13 protein-coding genes are annotated in these 16,352 nt (G+C 39.9%); 1 reads left to right on the top strand and 12 read right to left on the bottom strand.

Features of this window, described 5'->3' with window-relative positions:
* Positions 1 to 109: 109 nt before the first annotated feature.
* The 5 genes from ACZ42C_RS09620 to ACZ42C_RS09640 form a co-directional block, all read right to left on the bottom strand.
* The gene (locus tag ACZ42C_RS09620) at positions 110 to 1,423 is read right to left on the bottom strand and encodes a peptidase (RefSeq protein ID WP_461181116.1); all 1,314 of its coding nucleotides are present in this window, start codon (positions 1,421 to 1,423) and stop codon (positions 110 to 112) included.
* Positions 1,424 to 1,429: 6 nt separating this feature from the next.
* Positions 1,430 to 2,098: a 3-oxoacid CoA-transferase subunit B gene (locus ACZ42C_RS09625; protein ID WP_461181115.1), complete on the bottom strand. Its 669-nt coding sequence runs from the start codon at positions 2,096 to 2,098 to the stop codon at positions 1,430 to 1,432.
* On the bottom strand, positions 2,083 to 2,760 hold the full coding sequence (locus tag ACZ42C_RS09630) for a CoA transferase subunit A (RefSeq protein ID WP_461181114.1): 678 nt from the start codon (positions 2,758 to 2,760) through the stop codon (positions 2,083 to 2,085). Before ACZ42C_RS09630 ends, ACZ42C_RS09625 begins: the two co-directional genes overlap by 16 nt.
* A complete protein-coding gene (locus tag ACZ42C_RS09635; protein ID WP_461181113.1) occupies positions 2,757 to 4,106 on the bottom strand; it encodes an aspartate aminotransferase family protein in 1,350 nt (449 codons plus the stop codon). Before ACZ42C_RS09635 ends, ACZ42C_RS09630 begins: the two co-directional genes overlap by 4 nt.
* A 318-nt stretch (positions 4,107 to 4,424) precedes the next feature.
* Positions 4,425 to 5,276 carry a transporter substrate-binding domain-containing protein gene (locus ACZ42C_RS09640; protein ID WP_461181112.1) on the bottom strand — a complete coding sequence of 284 codons (852 nt, stop codon included), beginning with the start codon at positions 5,274 to 5,276 and terminating at the stop codon, positions 4,425 to 4,427.
* A 343-nt stretch (positions 5,277 to 5,619) separates the two neighbouring features.
* Between ACZ42C_RS09640 and ACZ42C_RS09645 the strand changes: the two genes are divergently transcribed.
* On the top strand, positions 5,620 to 7,269 hold the full coding sequence (locus ACZ42C_RS09645; protein ID WP_461181111.1) for a PucR family transcriptional regulator: 1,650 nt from the start codon (positions 5,620 to 5,622) through the stop codon (positions 7,267 to 7,269).
* Between the two features lie 80 nt (positions 7,270 to 7,349).
* Here the strand turns inward: ACZ42C_RS09645 and ACZ42C_RS09650 are convergent, their stop codons facing one another.
* From ACZ42C_RS09650 to ACZ42C_RS09680, 7 genes are all read right to left on the bottom strand, one after another.
* Positions 7,350 to 8,072, bottom strand: a complete 723-nt coding sequence (locus ACZ42C_RS09650; RefSeq protein ID WP_461181180.1) for an amino acid ABC transporter ATP-binding protein — start codon at positions 8,070 to 8,072, stop codon at positions 7,350 to 7,352.
* Between the two features lie 14 nt (positions 8,073 to 8,086).
* Positions 8,087 to 8,752: an amino acid ABC transporter permease gene (locus ACZ42C_RS09655; protein ID WP_461181110.1), complete on the bottom strand. Its 666-nt coding sequence runs from the start codon at positions 8,750 to 8,752 to the stop codon at positions 8,087 to 8,089.
* 549 nt (positions 8,753 to 9,301) lie between these two features.
* Positions 9,302 to 10,726: an NAD-dependent succinate-semialdehyde dehydrogenase gene (locus ACZ42C_RS09660; protein ID WP_461181109.1), complete on the bottom strand. Its 1,425-nt coding sequence runs from the start codon at positions 10,724 to 10,726 to the stop codon at positions 9,302 to 9,304.
* Positions 10,727 to 10,752: 26 nt separating this feature from the next.
* Positions 10,753 to 12,129 carry an aminotransferase family protein gene (locus ACZ42C_RS09665; protein ID WP_461181108.1) on the bottom strand — a complete coding sequence of 459 codons (1,377 nt, stop codon included), beginning with the start codon at positions 12,127 to 12,129 and terminating at the stop codon, positions 10,753 to 10,755.
* Positions 12,130 to 12,347: 218 nt separating this feature from the next.
* On the bottom strand, positions 12,348 to 13,316 hold the full coding sequence (locus tag ACZ42C_RS09670; RefSeq protein WP_461181107.1) for a hydroxyacid dehydrogenase: 969 nt from the start codon (positions 13,314 to 13,316) through the stop codon (positions 12,348 to 12,350).
* A gap of 332 nt (positions 13,317 to 13,648) precedes the next feature.
* Positions 13,649 to 14,887: a Zn-dependent hydrolase gene (locus tag ACZ42C_RS09675; protein WP_461181106.1), complete on the bottom strand. Its 1,239-nt coding sequence runs from the start codon at positions 14,885 to 14,887 to the stop codon at positions 13,649 to 13,651.
* Between the two features lie 222 nt (positions 14,888 to 15,109).
* Entirely contained in the window at positions 15,110 to 16,339 is a 1,230-nt protein-coding gene (locus ACZ42C_RS09680; RefSeq protein ID WP_461181105.1) for an ArgE/DapE family deacylase, read from the bottom strand.
* Positions 16,340 to 16,352: the final 13 nt, after the last annotated feature.

The following is a 16,352-nucleotide window of genomic DNA, read 5'->3' on the forward strand; positions in this document are numbered from 1 at the left end:
GAATACAGCAATCACTAAGAGGATTTTACCGTAAAGTTTCGTATGAATGTTGTTATCATCTTCAGACTGTCTACAAAGTGATTAAATATAATCAATATAAATAAGTTATTCACTGAGTTTTAAGATCAAAGAAATTAGAGGAAAAGTCCTCATTCTCATTTAATTCCACCCCACACCAATCCACAACACTCCCAGCAATAACCTTCGCAGCCTCAAATATCTTCTCCACCTCAATCGCTTCATTCGGAAAATGGGCAAGATGTGTGATCCCCGGACCAAAAACGACGGTCGGCGTTCCCGCTACCTGCGTCAGCAATCCGCCATCCGTCCCCCACGGTGATGCTACAACTTCAGGCGCTTCTCCCATAATCTCCGTAAAATTATGCGTCAGCGCTCCTAACAATGGATGGTTGGTATCAATCTCTCCCGGGATCCACCTGGCACCAAACCACGCTACTTTTACCGGATGTTCCTTAAACCAGCTATCTTTTTCGCCCAACGCGCCAATCCACCTTTCGAGCTCCAATTGAACTTCATCTATTGTTTCACCCGGTGCGATGCCGATGCGTCCTTCAAGCTTTACAATATCCGGAACCGAAGACGGCCAGTCACCTCCGTTGATACTTCCGATATTGATTGGAACCGGAACCGGTACATTGTCGTAAAGTGGATCGGTAATCCGGTCATTCCGTATCTTTTCCAGTTCCTTCAAATGTTGATTAACAAGGATTGCTTTATCAATGGCATTGACGCCAAGATACGGTGTTCCGCCATGTGCAGTCTGTCCGGTCACAATTAAGCGGAACCATTTGGAGCCTTGTTGTTTCGGGAAAATTTTCATGCTCGTCGGCTCGGGAATAATCGCTGCATCTGCTTTATACCCTTGCAATATAGCATCAAGTGTCCCGGCTCCCCCACTCTCTTCTTCTATTACACTTTGAAAAATCACATCCCCTTTTAGACGAACTCCAAGGGATTGAATTGCCTCAATCGCCATCAGTAAAGCTACATTCCCACCCTTCATGTCGGTTGCACCGCGTCCATACATTTTTCCATCTATGATTTCCCCACTGTACGGCCCATGATTCCATTGCGCATGATCCCCTTCCGGAACGACATCGACATGGCCATTTAAGATGATAGACTTGCCGCCACCAGAACCTTTTAACACGCCGACAACATTCGGGCTGTTTTTAAAAGTTTCACGAGTGGAATAAAAATACGGATGCTTTTTCAGTCTGTCACCATCCAAATCCCATACATCCACTTCCAGGTTCAATTCCTTCAAAATGCCGGCCACCACTTCCTGGACACCTTTTTCATGACCTTGTGTGCTGGCTTGTTGTACCATTTCTTTTAAACGGTCAATATTTTTTTGTTTATTTTCGTCAATCCATTCGTTTATTTGCTCTTTTATTGACATCATTCATTACTCCTTTCCGTTTAGCGCCTCGCTAATATTATTGATAAGTGGTGCTTCGGTTGCCTGTATCACTTCCTCCACCGTATAGCCGTCCATAACTTCAATTAAATGTAAACCTTCCGTAGAAACTTCCATTACCGCCATATCCGTAATAATTAGTTCGACACAGCGTTTTGCTGTCAGCGGCAACGCACACTCATGGACAATTTTTGCATTCCCGTATTTATCCGTATGATTCATCAGTACAATCACTTTTCTTGCTTTTTGCGCAAGCTCAATCGCACCACCCATACCGGAAACAACCTTATTAGGCACAATCCAGTTTGCCAGGTCCCCGAATTGACTTACTTCAAATGCGCCCAGTATCGTGACATCAAGCAGCCCGCGACGAATAATGTTAAATGCATACGTACTGTCAAAATAGGATGCTCCCGGCACGACGGTAATCGGCAGTCCGCCGGCATTACAAAGGTTCTCGTCTTCCGCTCCTTTGGCTGGCGTAGGCCCAGTTCCCAGTACGCCGTTTTCTGCATGGAAAATAACATGCATATCTTCCGGAAGATAATCGGCAACCAATGTCGGCATCCCTATTCCCAGATTGACAATCATACCGTCTTTAATTTCTTTTGCTGCCCTTTTGGCGATCAAATGACGAACATCTACTCCCACACCCATTTCCAATTCACTCCTTCACTTTGTACCACGATATCCACAAATGCCCCGGGGGTTACAATTTCTTCTGGATCAAGCTCTCCTGCAGGAACAATTTCCTCTGCTTCCGCGATTGTCACCTCACCTGCCATCGCTACCAACGGACTTGTGTTACGGGCACTTTTATCAAAAATTAAATTGCCAAATGTATCCGCTTTTTTTGCATATACAATGGCTACATCAGCTGTAAGCGGCTTTTCGAGTAAGAAAACATTGCCATCGACATCAACTTTCTGCTTCTTCTCTGCAACCAGTCCGTCAATGCCGATATCTGTTAATATGCCGCCAAGCCCTGCACCTCCTGCACGAATCCGCTCTACCAGCGTTCCCTGTGGGGAAAATTCGATATTTAACGTCCCATCATGCATCTGTTTTCCGGCATTTGGATTCGATCCAATATGCGAGGCAATCAGATTCTTCGCTCTTCCGGCAGAAATGAGCTGGCCGATCCCCACTTGCGGGAACCCTGCATCATTTCCAATCAGCGTTAAATCCTTCGTTCCATTATCGAGCAGTGATTTGATTAATGTCGGCGGATTTCCGATACCTCCAAACCCGCCGTACATCAGGGAGGAACCATTTTTTATATAGGAAACTGCTTTTGCAACGGATTGAACCTTTGTCATGGGGTCAACTCCTTTCCTAATAATTTTTCAACTTTGGCGAGGCTCTTAGTGAACCGTGTCACCAGCTCATCCATTTCCGATTTTGTAATGGTTAGCGGGGGTGCCAAAATAACCGCATCGCTATTCAAGTCATCGACACCAGCTTTTGCCGGATAAACAAGCAGGCATTCTTCAAAATTTGCCTGAACTACTTTTTTCACAACGTTTGATGAGCGGGAAAAAGGTTCCTTCGTCTGTTTATCTTTTACAAATTCAATTCCAATGAATAGCCCTTTCCCTCGTACATCACCGATAATTTCACTATGCTGCGCCAAGTCTTCCATTCTCTCTTTTAGATAAATACCGTTTTCCGCAGAACTTTTTACAAGGTTATGTTTTTCGATATACTCTATAACGGCCAGTGCCGTAGCTGTGGACTGGGGATTTGCACTAAACGTATGCCCGGTTAATATTTGTTTTGATCCTTTAAAAAAAGGCTCCATGATTTTATCACTGATGACGGTTGCTGCTATGGGCGTATAGCCGGCACTCATCCCTTTACCTGTTGCCATTAAATCCGGAACGACGCCGAAATGTTCCATCGCAAACATTTTCCCTGTTCGGCCAAGCCCTGTCATCACTTCATCGGCAATGAACAAAATATCGTAATGATCGCAAACCGCTTTTATCTTCTTAAAATAATGATCCGACGGGGTTATAACGCCACCTGCTGCACCAATGATTGGTTCTGCAATGAATGCACCAATATTTTCACTCCCAACCTGGTTGATTTCTTTTTCCAATTCCGCCGCATAAAAATCATCACATTGATCTACTGTCCTGCCATGGGCATGGCGGTAATAATAAGGCGTGGAGACAGATGGATATTTTTCCAGTAACCTTTCAAACCGCTCCCGCCTTTCGAAATGCCCTGACATCGCTAAGGCGCCCATGGTCATGCCGTGATAACTCATCCGCCGGGAAATAATTTTATTTTTTGTTTCCATCCCTTTTTCCTGCCAATATTGCAGTGCAATTTTCATCGCTGTTTCCGTCGCTTCAGACCCGCTGTTTACAAAAAACGACCAATTCAAATCACCTGGTGCGATATCACGCATCTTTTTTGCCAGCTTTTCCGCAGGACTGTTCGTAAACTGTGAACGGTAAACGAAGGATACTTTCCTGGACTGCGCCTCCATCGCCTCCATAATTTCTTGTACACCGTGACCAATACTGGCCGTTACCGCTCCGGAAGAACCATCGATATATTCCTTTCCGTTTTCGTCGTATAAATAAATCCCTTCTCCATGGGTAATCGTCTTGTATTCGTGATCCAGCATTGGTTTTATAAGATAGGATACTGTCATTTATGTCACCTCAATATAATATTAATTTTAAAAACGATACGTAAGCGATTACAAAGTGTTTGTTTAATTAAATTATATCGAGTGCATGATTCAGGATCTATTCGACTAAGTATTAAAAATTGGCGCGTTTTATTGTACTTTGTGTATAAATAATATGAAGCAGAATAGGTGGAACTTCAAAATAGATGAAAGTGAAATTAACTGAAGAAGGTCTTTTATTAGAAACGACTAAAAATCCCGGTATTAAGATAATATTTCTTCTGCATAATCAAAAATATGTGCGCACGACAGCCATGCGCACATACACTTCCACATCAATTACTCCAAAATATTTTCTCCAAACCATTCCATGCTTATTTCCTCATACGTCCCATTTTCAATAACTGCCTCCAGCGCACGATTAAATTCATCCAGCAGCTCCTGATTTCCTTTCCTCACTGCCGCACCAATTTTCTCTTCAAAAAGAAGGTCGCCTACAGGTTTAATATCTAAATCACTTTCATCGATTTGCACGAGTCCTACGATATAATCCGTTAACACCATGTGAAGGCGATCCGTTCCGGCAGCCAGATCCTGAAGTGCTACCGTATCCGATTGATACGTGGATAATTGATCCTCCGGAATATGCTCAAGCACCGTATCCTCATAAACACTGCTGGCAATTACCCCTACTTCCCTGCCGTCCAAATCATCCCACGTCTCAATATCATCCGTGTCTTCATGGACATAAAAGACAGGACCTGATGTATAATATGGCTCTGAAAAATCTACCGCTTCCGCTCTTTCTTCCGTAATAGTTAAGCTTCCCATAATGATATCAATTCTGTCTGTGTTCACTTCTTCCATCAAGGCACCAAAATCCTGCGTAAAAACAGGGTTGGGTTCCAGCCCCATTTCTTCTGCAATCGCTATTCCAAGATCGACTTCAAACCCGGTTTCTTCCCCATCCAAACCTTCAAAATTAAATGGCTTGTAAAGACCACTGGCACCAAATGTCAATACGCCTTCTTCTATCGTCGTAACCGCTGCACCCTCTGATTCTTCAGCCCCCGTCTCTTCACCTTCTGCATCAACTGGATCACCCGCTCCGGTCTCTCCATCTTCTCCGCAAGCAGCCAGTAAACCCACTAAAAGTAACCCTACGAAAATATAAAAGTAATATTTTTTCATCCTATTTACTCCCCTTTGTAAAATAATTTCTGTTTCCAATTAAAATGCAGTGAAAGCCACCTCCTTGAGGAAAATTTGAAACAGTAGCTATTCCAACGACAAATTCATCTTTACTCCCTACTTTACAATACTTTTAAAATAGTGACAGCGTTTTCATTCTGAAAAACTAAAATCCAACTTCATAATTTAAAAGAGTCTGTACGATTAATAAAAAATTCTGTATACTGAGATTATACCGAATATAATTATGGCAATCCATTCTCCTAACTTTTAAAAAAGGAGATGATTTTTTATACAACATGTATAGTGGTGTTATCCAAATTTGCTGTTAAGGGGGAAAAGAATGGCTATTTCTGTAAAAAATGCGTTGCAGCTGCCGATTATGAAAAATACGAAATTAAGAGCCGGACATGCTGGTATCGACAATCATATAAAATGGGTAACCGTTATTGAAGTGCTCGAAGATATTAAGCGACTGCAAAAAGGAGAATTTCTGCTTACAACAGGATTTAAATTGCTGGAAGATCAAGAGAGACTGGAAATATTCCATGATTTGCTCAAGTCCAATTTTCTATCCGGCGTAGCTATTTATACAAGTTTCTATATGGAGCGTATTCCAGACAGTTTTATTGAGCTGGCAGAAGAAAACGACTTGCCGCTCATTGAAATTCCGACAGATATTAATTTTTCCCAAATAACAAAGGCGATTTTGGAGCAAATCATCAATAGTCAATTACATTTATTGGAGCAATCGGATAAGATTCACAGCGAACTGACCGATTTAATATTAAATGACCAAAGTTTAAAAGAAGTAACAGAACGATTGTCTGAGTTAACCGCCTCAACCATTTTTATCTACAATGAACTGTACGATATTATTCACTCGCACTACGATCAAAATAAAAACAGCTATATCGAAATATCCCACACCAGCATTAAAGTTAATCAGCATGTATCGAATCTGGCGCCTCACTTAAAATCCAGTTTAGAAAAGGAAACCAAAGTAGTTCTCAATCTGGATCATTACGTGCTCACCATCTATCCAATTCTTGCAAGGCGGACATGCTTTGGCTGGATTGTGATGGTTAAGCCGGTAGAAGATTGGCGGAAACTGAATGACATGGCGATAGAACGGGCGTCAACCATTTATGCGATGGAATTTTTGAAAAAAGCAGCCATAGAGGAAACGCAAATCCGGATCCACAGCAGCATTCTCGATGATATTTTTAATAAAAATTATGCCAACGAGCAAATCATTACAGACCGTGCGCTAAAACTGAACTATGATCTTTCCCTGAACCAGGCTGTTTTTCACATTACATTGAATGAAGCAAAAGATACGGATACAAAACTAATCGATAGACTCTACTATATTACAGAACAGTTGCTTATTCAAAAGGACAAACAACATTTGATTCAAATAAAGTATAATGCGATCACCTTTCTAACGAGTGTCGTTGGCTCCACAAGTAAGCAGAAATATCATCATTGTATTTCGCTGGCAAAGGAGTTAATGAAAGAATGGGACTTCCATTTTCCGGATAACGGTATCATGATCGGGATTGGACAGTATTACGATCAAATTGATAAGTTGGGGCAGAGTGAAAGCGAAGCACAATATGCCATTCAATTATGCGATTTAATCGCTCCAAGAGAAAATATTATCCACTATGAAGACCTCGGCATGTATGACTTACTTCTGGAAATGAAACAAAACGGCATTAATCTAAAGGATTTTTACGAAAAAAATATTAGCGGTTTGCTGAAAAAATCGGATAAGGAAATTGATTTAATTGATACCATCCAGATATATTTTAAAAATAATCAAAGCATCCAGCAGACGGCGGAAGAACTGTTCATCCACCGTCATACATTGAGATACAGGCTGAATCAAATTGAAGAGAGAACAGGATTAAATATTAAATCGGCAGACGATAGACTTAAATTGGAATTGGGTGTTATGGCTTATAGATTAGTGGGGGTATTGGAGTGAACGGAGGAGTCTCTTACCTTTGAGATAAGAGACTCTTGAAATGTCCGGTTCGGGGATCTTTACGAAAATCACCCCGAAAGCTATAACACTTTACTTAAAAATTCCTTCGTCCGCTCCTCCTTTGGATTATTAAATATTTCTTCTGGTGAACCTACTTCAGCAATCTTGCCCTTATCCAGAAAGGCTACACGATCAGCCACTTCCCGGGCAAAACCCATTTCATGCGTAACGATCACCATTGTCATTCCTTCTTCCGCAAGTCCTTTCATGACACCAAGTACTTCCCCAACTAGTTCAGGGTCAAGGCCTGATGTCGGTTCATCAAACAGCATAATTCTCGGTTTCATCGCAAGTGCCCGTGCAATGGCCACACGCTGCTGCTGACCACCCGATAATGTATTCGGATAGACATTGGCCTTATCTGACAGACCTACTTTTTCCAGGTACTCCTCACCTATCTTTATTGCCTCTTCCTTCTTTATTTTTTTCACATAGACAGGCGCTTCTATCACATTTTCCATAACGGTCATATGCGGAAATAGATTAAAATGCTGGAACACCATCCCGGTACGCGTGCGAATTTTATTTAAATCATCTTTCTTTAAATCTATTTCTTTGCCTTCCAAAGCAATAGATCCACTTTGTTTGATTTCCAGAAAGTTTAAGCATCTGAGGAGTGTACTTTTCCCGGAACCACTTGCTCCAATCAGGCAGACTACTTCTTTTTCCTTTACGTCAAAATCAACATCTTTTAATACATGCAGCTTTCCAAAATATTTGTTTAACTTTTTCACCTCAATCATCATGTTTTCTTCACTCATTCCTTCGCACCTCTTTCACTTCTTGATAAATACCGTTCAACCCGATTTACAATAAAAGTTAATATTAAAACAAGCACTAAGTAATAAATACCGACAATGAGATACGACTCCATCGCTAACCCTGTTGAAGATTGAATTCTTTGCGCACGGTTAAATAATTCCTGAAATCCGATAAATGCAACAAGAGAAGAATCTTTGAGCGCAATGATAAACTGGTTTCCAAGCGGTGGGATGGAGCGTCTTAACGCCTGAGGCAACACAATTCTCCGCATCGACAAACTATAATTCATACCCAGACTCCGGGCAGCTTCGGATTGTCCTCGATCCACCGATTGTATTGATCCTCTGAAAATCTCGGCAATATATGCACCATTATGCACACCTAAAGCAATCCCCCCGGATAAAAATCTGCCTAAATCCACAAATTGAACAAGACCAAAGTACAAGACAAAAATCTGAACGACAAGCGGCGTTCCACGAATAATATTAATATATAGATCTGCAATAAATATTAATATTTTATACTTGGAAACCTTCATAAAAGCAAATATTAATCCAATGAGGACCCCTATTACTATACCTAATAATGTAATTTGGATTGTTGCCCAAATAGCGTCATAATACCCTGGCAACGTTTCGGTAAAAAGTTCCCAAAAGGACATGAACAAACCTCCCTGACTTACCAGTTTTTAATGAGAAAAAGAAGTGTGCACTGAGTTTGTGGGCACAATAAGCATTACATCTCATATGCTTACACAAAATCAGTCTTCATTGGTCCGTAATACGCGTTTTAAAGCGCTTACAAAATGAGTTTTCTAAAGTAGCTTTTCTATTGAGTTTTTGTATATGGCTATACCTGGTTGGATGATCAAATAAAAATCTGAAACATTTATTACCTCCCACTTGTTTTTTTAAAGGCCAAAACGATGTACATTGGATGAATGATTTTTCACTTTGACATAAAATAAATCTAAAATTAATAATTCAATTATATATTAACAATATTTCGATAGCAGAGTCATTATCCATTTTATCATAATGTTTATAGGCTTTTTGTACATTTTGTATAAATTCAAATATAACTGGTTGCTTGTTAAATATTTCACCTTTTACTGGTTTTCACTTCGGGGAAATACAAGTTTACAAGAAAAAGATTAAGATCCCCCCATAAAGGAATCTTAATCTTATAATCTCAGATAAATTATATATCACTACACCCTAAACCTCACCGACACCATCTTCTCCTCCAAATAATCATTCAATCCATGATGCCCACCTTCTCTGCCCATGCCGCTCTCCTTCACTCCGCCAAATGGAGCCTGAACGGTAAATGGAAGCGGATCGTTCACACCTACCATGCCATACTCCATTGCTTCTGTGATCCGAATAATCCTTCCCACATCATTCGTATAAGCATAAGAAGCCAATCCATACTTTTCATGGTTCACTTTTTCCAGGAGTTCGTCCTCTGTATCAAATGAGATAATAGGTGCTACAGGGCCAAAGGTTTCATCTTCATAGATCAGCATGTCCTCGGAAACGCCGCTGAGAACGGTTGGCATAAAGAAATTCCCATTGTCGTATCCTTCACCGGAAAGCCGTTCTCCGCCTACCAGCACATGTGCACCTTTCTTTTTGGCGTCCTCCACCTGGGATGCCACTTTTTCAATAGCCTGTTCGTCCACCAGGGGACCAACCGTATTATTTTCATCAAATCCATTGCCCGCTTTTAACTCAGATACACTCTCAGCCAGTTTGCTGGAAAAGGTTTCCGCTATGGTAGACTGCACATACACTCTATTTGAGGAAGTACACATTTGACCGGAACAGCGGAATTTTGTACGCAGCAGCCCGTCAATCGCGTCATCTATATCGGCATCGTCGAAAACAATAAATGGGGCATGGCCGCCGAGTTCCATAGAGACACGTTTCACTGTTTTAGCTGATCCTTCTATCAATTTCTTTCCTACAGCTGTGGAACCGGTGAAAGTAAGCTTCTTCACTTTCGCACTGTTCATGAATGTGTCCGAGACGTCGGAAGCTTTGGCGATAACTAAATTCAACACACCCGCCGGCAGCCCGACCGCTTCAAATATTTTAAACAGTTCAATGGCACACTGGGGCGTCTGGGAAGCCGGTTTTACGACAACCGTACAACCAACGGCCAGCGCCGGCCCAAGTTTTCTTGCAAGCATGGAGATCGGAAAATTCCAAGGCGTAATGGCACCAACCACACCAATTGGCTGTTTGATTACCATAATCCGCTTATCCATACTGCTTGAAGGGATCGTTTCCCCGTAAACTCTTTTGGCTTCTTCACCGAACCAGCGATAATAATCTATCGATTGCTGAACCTCTCCGCGCGCATCTCCAATTGGCTTGCCCATTTCCCTCGTTATCATGGAAGCAAGTTCTTCCTTCTTTTCTGTCATTTTCTCGGCAATGCCGAATAAATAATCGGAACGTTCCTGGGCAGTCGTTTTCGACCAAGCCGGAAAACTTGCATCTGCTGCATCGATCGCCTGCTGTACATGAGAGGCATCTCCGAGGGGAACTTCGGAGACGATTTCATGTGTGGCCGGGCTTTTTACCTTTAATGTGTCATTTGTCTTAATCCATTTTCCATTAATATACATACTTATCTACTCCCTCTCCTTAAAAATTAGCTTAATGCTGCTTCTACTGCCGTAACCGCTTCATCAAAAATGGAAATCATTTTTTCTATTTCTTCCTTATTAATAATTAATGGCGGGGCGATGCCGATGATATCCGTTCCCTCGTAAGTAACGGGACGTACAATCAGTTTTCTTTTCAAACATTCCTTGACTACTTTGCCGGCTACTCCCTGGGAAGCATCAAATCGCTGATTCTTTTCCTTATCAGCCAATAATTCAAATGCACCTAATAGACCTACATTACGGACTCTGCCGACAGACCAATGTTTATCTTCCAGTTCTCTCAATCCTTTAGCCAGCACTTCACCCATGTTGGCGGCATTCTCTACTATATGTTCTTCTTCCATCAGTTCAATATTTTTCAGTGCCACCGCACAGGCAACCGGATGCCCGCTATAAGTAAACCCGTGAAATAGAATCCCCTCTGAGTATTTAATGAGCTCCTCGTGAATATGGTCATTGATCATGACTGCGCCTAATGGAACATAGCCGCTGGTAATACCCTTTGCCAGTGTCATAACATCCGGGACGACATTCCAGTTTTCCAGGCCGAACATTTTTCCTGTTCTGCCAAATCCGGTAATCACTTCATCGGCAATAAAAATAATGCCGTATTCATCACAAATATTGCGGATTTCCTGCATATACCCCTCAGGCGGGATAATAATTCCGCCGGCTCCCTGAATTGGTTCAGCCATAAAGGCGGCAATAGTTTCCGGACCTTCTGCTTCAATCATGCTGCGAACTTCCCGGGCAGCTGCCATCAGGTCTTCATCTGTATAAGGACCTTCCACAATATACGGTGTTGGTGCGTAAAGGAAATCCGGTGCCAGCGATGTCGTCATCGCATGAAATTCCGGAATACCCGTGGCACTAGTCGATCCCATAGATACACCATGATACCCCCGTTTACGAGTAATGACTTTCTTTCTTTCCGGAAAGCCTTTTACTTTCCAGTAGTGCCGCACAAGCTTAATCGCAGAGTCATTTGCTTCAGAGCCTCCGGAAGTAAAGAAGCTGACATTTAAACTATCGGGAGCCAAGTCTGCCAGCTTTTTGGACAGACGGATCGCCGGCTCTTGAGTGAAGCCGGAAAAAGTGGAACTGAAGGCAAGATTCGTCATCTGCTCGCTTGCCACCTCGGATAATTCTTTTCTTCCGTGGCCCATATTCACATTCCATAAGGAAGACATGCCATCTATATAAGTATCCCCGTCCATGTCTTTCAAATAAATCCCTTCTCCTTCAGTGAAAACAAGCGGTGCACCACTTTCTTGCTGCGCTTGGATCGATGAGGTCGGGTGTAAAAAATGTTTTTTATCCAGCTCTACGAGTTCTGCTTTTTTATTTTGCGTTTTTTCCATGTTGATCTCTCCATTTCTATACATTTTTATTTCTTATAAATCACTAAATAATTCTTTAGTTACCAAACTAGCCAAAGCTTAAGATAGATTTGGGTATATAAGAAAAGTTAAAAAGAAAAATCATCAATATTTTTGCCGACTTTGGCGGCTATATCTTATGACCTTTATGATGATATTACAAAATCTACCAATCGCCCTAAAATCCGCAGACCACAATTTTATTCAAATTTATTTATTGCATTTATTGGTTGTTCACCATCTAGTACCCGAATAATTTCTTTTGCCGCGCCAACAGCCATACGAGTTAGCGATTCATGTGTTGAGGCCCCTATATGTGGTGTCAAAATAACATTTTTAGCATTCCATATTATATGATCTGCTGCTGGTGGTTCACTTTGAAATACATCTAAACCAGCTCCTGCAATCTCTCCTTGTTCAATTGCTTCTACAAGAGCAACTTCATCGATTAAACCACCTCTTGCACAATTTATTATATAAGAGGTTTTTTTCATCTTATTAAAAGCCTCTTGATTGATAAAATGATGAAGGGATTGGGTATATGGTAAATGAAGAGTAATGAAATCAGAATTTTCTAATATATAATCAAGTGAGTTTAACAACCGGACACCTTCTTGATCAACTTTTTTCACATATGGGTCATAAGCCAAAACATTCATATCAAGTCCATGTACACATTTCTTAGCTACTAACTGCCCAATTCTTCCGAATCCTATTATACCAATGGTTTTTCCCTTTAATTCTGAACCCACATACCTATGCCTATTATTGAATTGTTCTTTCCGAATTGCTTTGTCTCCGTTAACAATTTGATGTGATAAAGAAACAAGCATACCGATTACATGTTCTGCAACAGATATAAAATTTGCCTCAGGAACATTACACACGAAAACTTTTTGGCGTGTCGCTACTTTAATATCAATGTTATCTGTCCCGACCCCACTTCTAGCAATAACTTTAAGGTTAGGCATACTCTCAATTAGTATTTGATCAATAAGCGCTCCTCTTACTAATATAGCTTTACTTGTTCTTAATTCATCATCAGAAAGTATTTCTTCTACATTATTAGAAAATAATAATTCGTATTTCTTTTTTTCTAATAACTTAATCCCTTCGCTTGCTATGTTTTCATGACCTTCTAATAGTACTATAATTTTATTTCTAGCCATACAAGCATCCTCTCTCTCTTAGAGCTAGTTATTACTGAGATCATATATCTTAATCTAAGGTTGTTATGACTATTTATTAATGTTAGAGTCAAATATATATTTTTGTTTAAAAAAGTTGTTTCAGTTACAACAATGTTGGTACCTAAGGATTGTAATAGTAAAACAGAAAATAATCCCTTTATCATATAATCTTACTGCGAACACATTTTATTTAAGTTATAACCTCTTCTTAATTATAGTGATTGAAATTTCTCAGCACTATCTTTAAAATAAAGTTAATGGTTTAGTAAATTCATACCTCGATAAAAAAGCAAAGCCTCAGCTGTTACATTTCACGTTTTTTTATTTGCCAGTTTTAGAACTGATTGAAGTAGCACATTTGAGGTTTGTTCTAAATCTTCATCAAGTGTTAGTTCTTCTTCACAATGACTTAAACCTCCTACACTTGGCGCAAAAATCATTGCTGTTTCCGCAATGTCATTCATAAATTTCGCATCATGGCCTGCTCCACTATCAATTGTCTGATAGGAATAATTTAATTCTTTAGTGCATGTTTCAATGACTTCAAGCACTTCTTTGGAAAAGAATGTACCATTAATATTCCAAGTTTCCTCAATTGTTATATCTACTTGACGCTTTGTAGCAATATCGTTTATCTTTTGATGAATTATACTTAACGCTTCTCTTCTTTGCTTATCGTTTATATCTCTAGCATCAAATGTAAAATTAACTTTTCCAGCAAAAATATTATAAACAGAAGGGTTAACATCAAATACACCAACTGTTGTAGACAAGTTTTCATAGTTATCCGTTATAGCATCAATTGCAAGAACCATTTCAGAAGCAGCTACCAATGCATCCCTTCTATTTTCGACCGGGTGGGCTGCGTGAGAGGCTTGTCCCTTTACCTCAACATTAAATCTAGTCATTCCTTTCACTCCACGGACAAGACCAATATCTTTTTTACTTTGTTCAAGAATTGGTCCTTGTTCGACATGAAGTTCAAGAAAATAACCTACATTTTGTAACCGATTTTTCTCCTGTCCTTTATACCCAATTGTTTCTAATGCTTGTTCATATGTAATTCCTAGTTCATCCTGAAGGCTGTAGGCAAATTCTTTTGTATAATTTTTTGTGACAACACCAGATCCAACTAAAGGTGGAGTAAATCTCTCACCTTCCTCATTTGTGAAATTTACAAGTTCAATGGTTCTCTCAGTTGAAATATTGTTCTCATTTAACACTCGTATTATCTCTAGACCTGCCAAAACTCCCAATACACCATCAAATCTTCCGCCGTTTGGTTGTGTATCAAGATGAGAACCAACCATAACAATTGGGAGATCTTTTTGTTTACCCTCTCTTCTTCCATATATATTCCCTAAATCATCTACCCGAATTTCTAGATCTTCTTCTTGCATCCAATCAACAAAAATATCTCTAATTTTTTTGTCTTCTTTTGTTAATGCAAGCCTGTGTAATCCACCATTTTCTGTGGCACCAACTTTGGAACTCTTCTCTATTCCAGACTTTAATCTTGAAAAATTAATCCTATATTTATTATAATCCATTGCTAACTACTCCCTCTCTCTAATTAAAATACCTTCAAAAACTTTTTAAATACACAAACATTAACCTTGAAATGTGTATTACAAAGCTAAAATACATGGTATACAAGTGAACTACATTTCTGCCAAAGAGAAAATAATGAGTGTTTTGTTTAAATAATTGGCCACAAATTACCTTTTTGCAGTATCTTTCAATTACGTTGATTATCTTCGAGAAGACCTAATCTAATTTGTTAAGTAATCCCATGAAGCTAATAGATGCACTTTCCCTGCTTGAATTAAATCATTAACTTCAATATATTCGTTGGCTGAACCCATATTATAATGGTTGGGACCATATACGGCAGCTGGAATATTATACAGTCTCCAATAGCGAGCATCAGTTAGACCAAAAGTAAAGCAAGACATACTTTGTTTTTGTCGAATTAACTCAGCATTTTCCTTTACTACCTGAAATAATTTATTATTAGGTGAAGAAAGAGTCGGTTTAGTTTCTTTAATAAGTTCCATACTAACATTCGGATGTTCTTTTAAAGTTTTTTTCACAAAATCTTGAGCTTGGCCGAGTGTACCCCCAGGTGGAATTCTCAAGTCAATGTAAGCTTCACATGATTCAGCTTGAGTGTTAACATTTGTCCCTCCATTTATCATACCGATATTCATAGAAAACTCTTGTGCTGCCTTAGTACTACCTTGTCCTCTCAATGCATCAAATACTTGCTCAGATTGTTCCATTTCTTTCTTTACCTCTCTTGGAAGTTCCGCTTTCAAAGTTTCATATTTTCTAAAATCTATTAAACAATTCAACATTGAATCAACAGCACTTTGCTTCTGGAAAATATATGCTCCATGTCCTCCCTTATTCTGCGCAATAAGTTTTATCCAATAATTACCTTTTTCTCCCATTGATACCATTTGACAAGACGTAGGTTCACCATTTAATAATGCATCTCCTCTCAGTTCTGGGTATTCCCTTAATAAATATTCCGTTCCCCAGGTTCCTCCAGTTTCTTCATCTGAGACAAGTGTAATAGATAGTTTGCCTGACCACCCCCCACTTTTCGCTAGCATTGTAAAAGCGTAAAGTGAACATGCCACACCAGCTTTCATATCAGCTACTCCTCTACCATATATACGTCCATTATCTATGGTTGCCTCATATGGATGGTAATCCCAATTCGTTTTTTCCCCTGCAGGATATGTATCTAAATGACCATTAAACACTAAATGCGGTCCCTCACCTTCCCCTTCAACAGTACAAACAACATTTGGCATTTTCGATTGGGGAGCAATCTTCTTAGCTGGCAACCCACGGGAAACAAGATATTCATAAACAAACTCTGCAATTTCTCTTGTATCTCCTGGTGGGTTCTCACTTGGAATCCGAACAAGCTTCTGACACAGGGTAATAATATCTTCTTCACTGAATTGATTTTCTAGCTCTTTCTTATTCAAAATAATCATCCTT

Source organism: Virgibacillus kimchii, from assembly GCF_055379185.1.

Excerpts from the sequence above, each read along its gene's own strand:
- ACZ42C_RS09670 (WP_461181107.1), bottom strand. The coding sequence starts at position 13,316 with ATGGCTAGAAATAAAATTATAGTACTATTAGAAGGTCATGAAAACATA.
- ACZ42C_RS09630 (WP_461181114.1), bottom strand. The coding sequence starts at position 2,760 with ATGACAAAGGTTCAATCCGTTGCAAAAGCAGTTTCCTATATAAAAAAT.
- ACZ42C_RS09660 (WP_461181109.1), bottom strand. The coding sequence starts at position 10,726 with ATGTATATTAATGGAAAATGGATTAAGACAAATGACACATTAAAGGTA.
- ACZ42C_RS09620 (WP_461181116.1), bottom strand. The coding sequence starts at position 1,423 with ATGTCAATAAAAGAGCAAATAAACGAATGGATTGACGAAAATAAACAA.
- ACZ42C_RS09645 (WP_461181111.1), top strand. The coding sequence starts at position 5,620 with ATGGCTATTTCTGTAAAAAATGCGTTGCAGCTGCCGATTATGAAAAAT.
- ACZ42C_RS09625 (WP_461181115.1), bottom strand. The coding sequence starts at position 2,098 with ATGGGTGTGGGAGTAGATGTTCGTCATTTGATCGCCAAAAGGGCAGCA.
- ACZ42C_RS09640 (WP_461181112.1), bottom strand. The coding sequence starts at position 5,276 with ATGAAAAAATATTACTTTTATATTTTCGTAGGGTTACTTTTAGTGGGT.
- ACZ42C_RS09655 (WP_461181110.1), bottom strand. The coding sequence starts at position 8,752 with ATGTCCTTTTGGGAACTTTTTACCGAAACGTTGCCAGGGTATTATGAC.
- ACZ42C_RS09650 (WP_461181180.1), bottom strand. The coding sequence starts at position 8,072 with ATGATTGAGGTGAAAAAGTTAAACAAATATTTTGGAAAGCTGCATGTA.
- ACZ42C_RS09635 (WP_461181113.1), bottom strand. The coding sequence starts at position 4,106 with ATGACAGTATCCTATCTTATAAAACCAATGCTGGATCACGAATACAAG.
- ACZ42C_RS09665 (WP_461181108.1), bottom strand. The coding sequence starts at position 12,129 with ATGGAAAAAACGCAAAATAAAAAAGCAGAACTCGTAGAGCTGGATAAA.
- ACZ42C_RS09675 (WP_461181106.1), bottom strand. The coding sequence starts at position 14,887 with ATGGATTATAATAAATATAGGATTAATTTTTCAAGATTAAAGTCTGGA.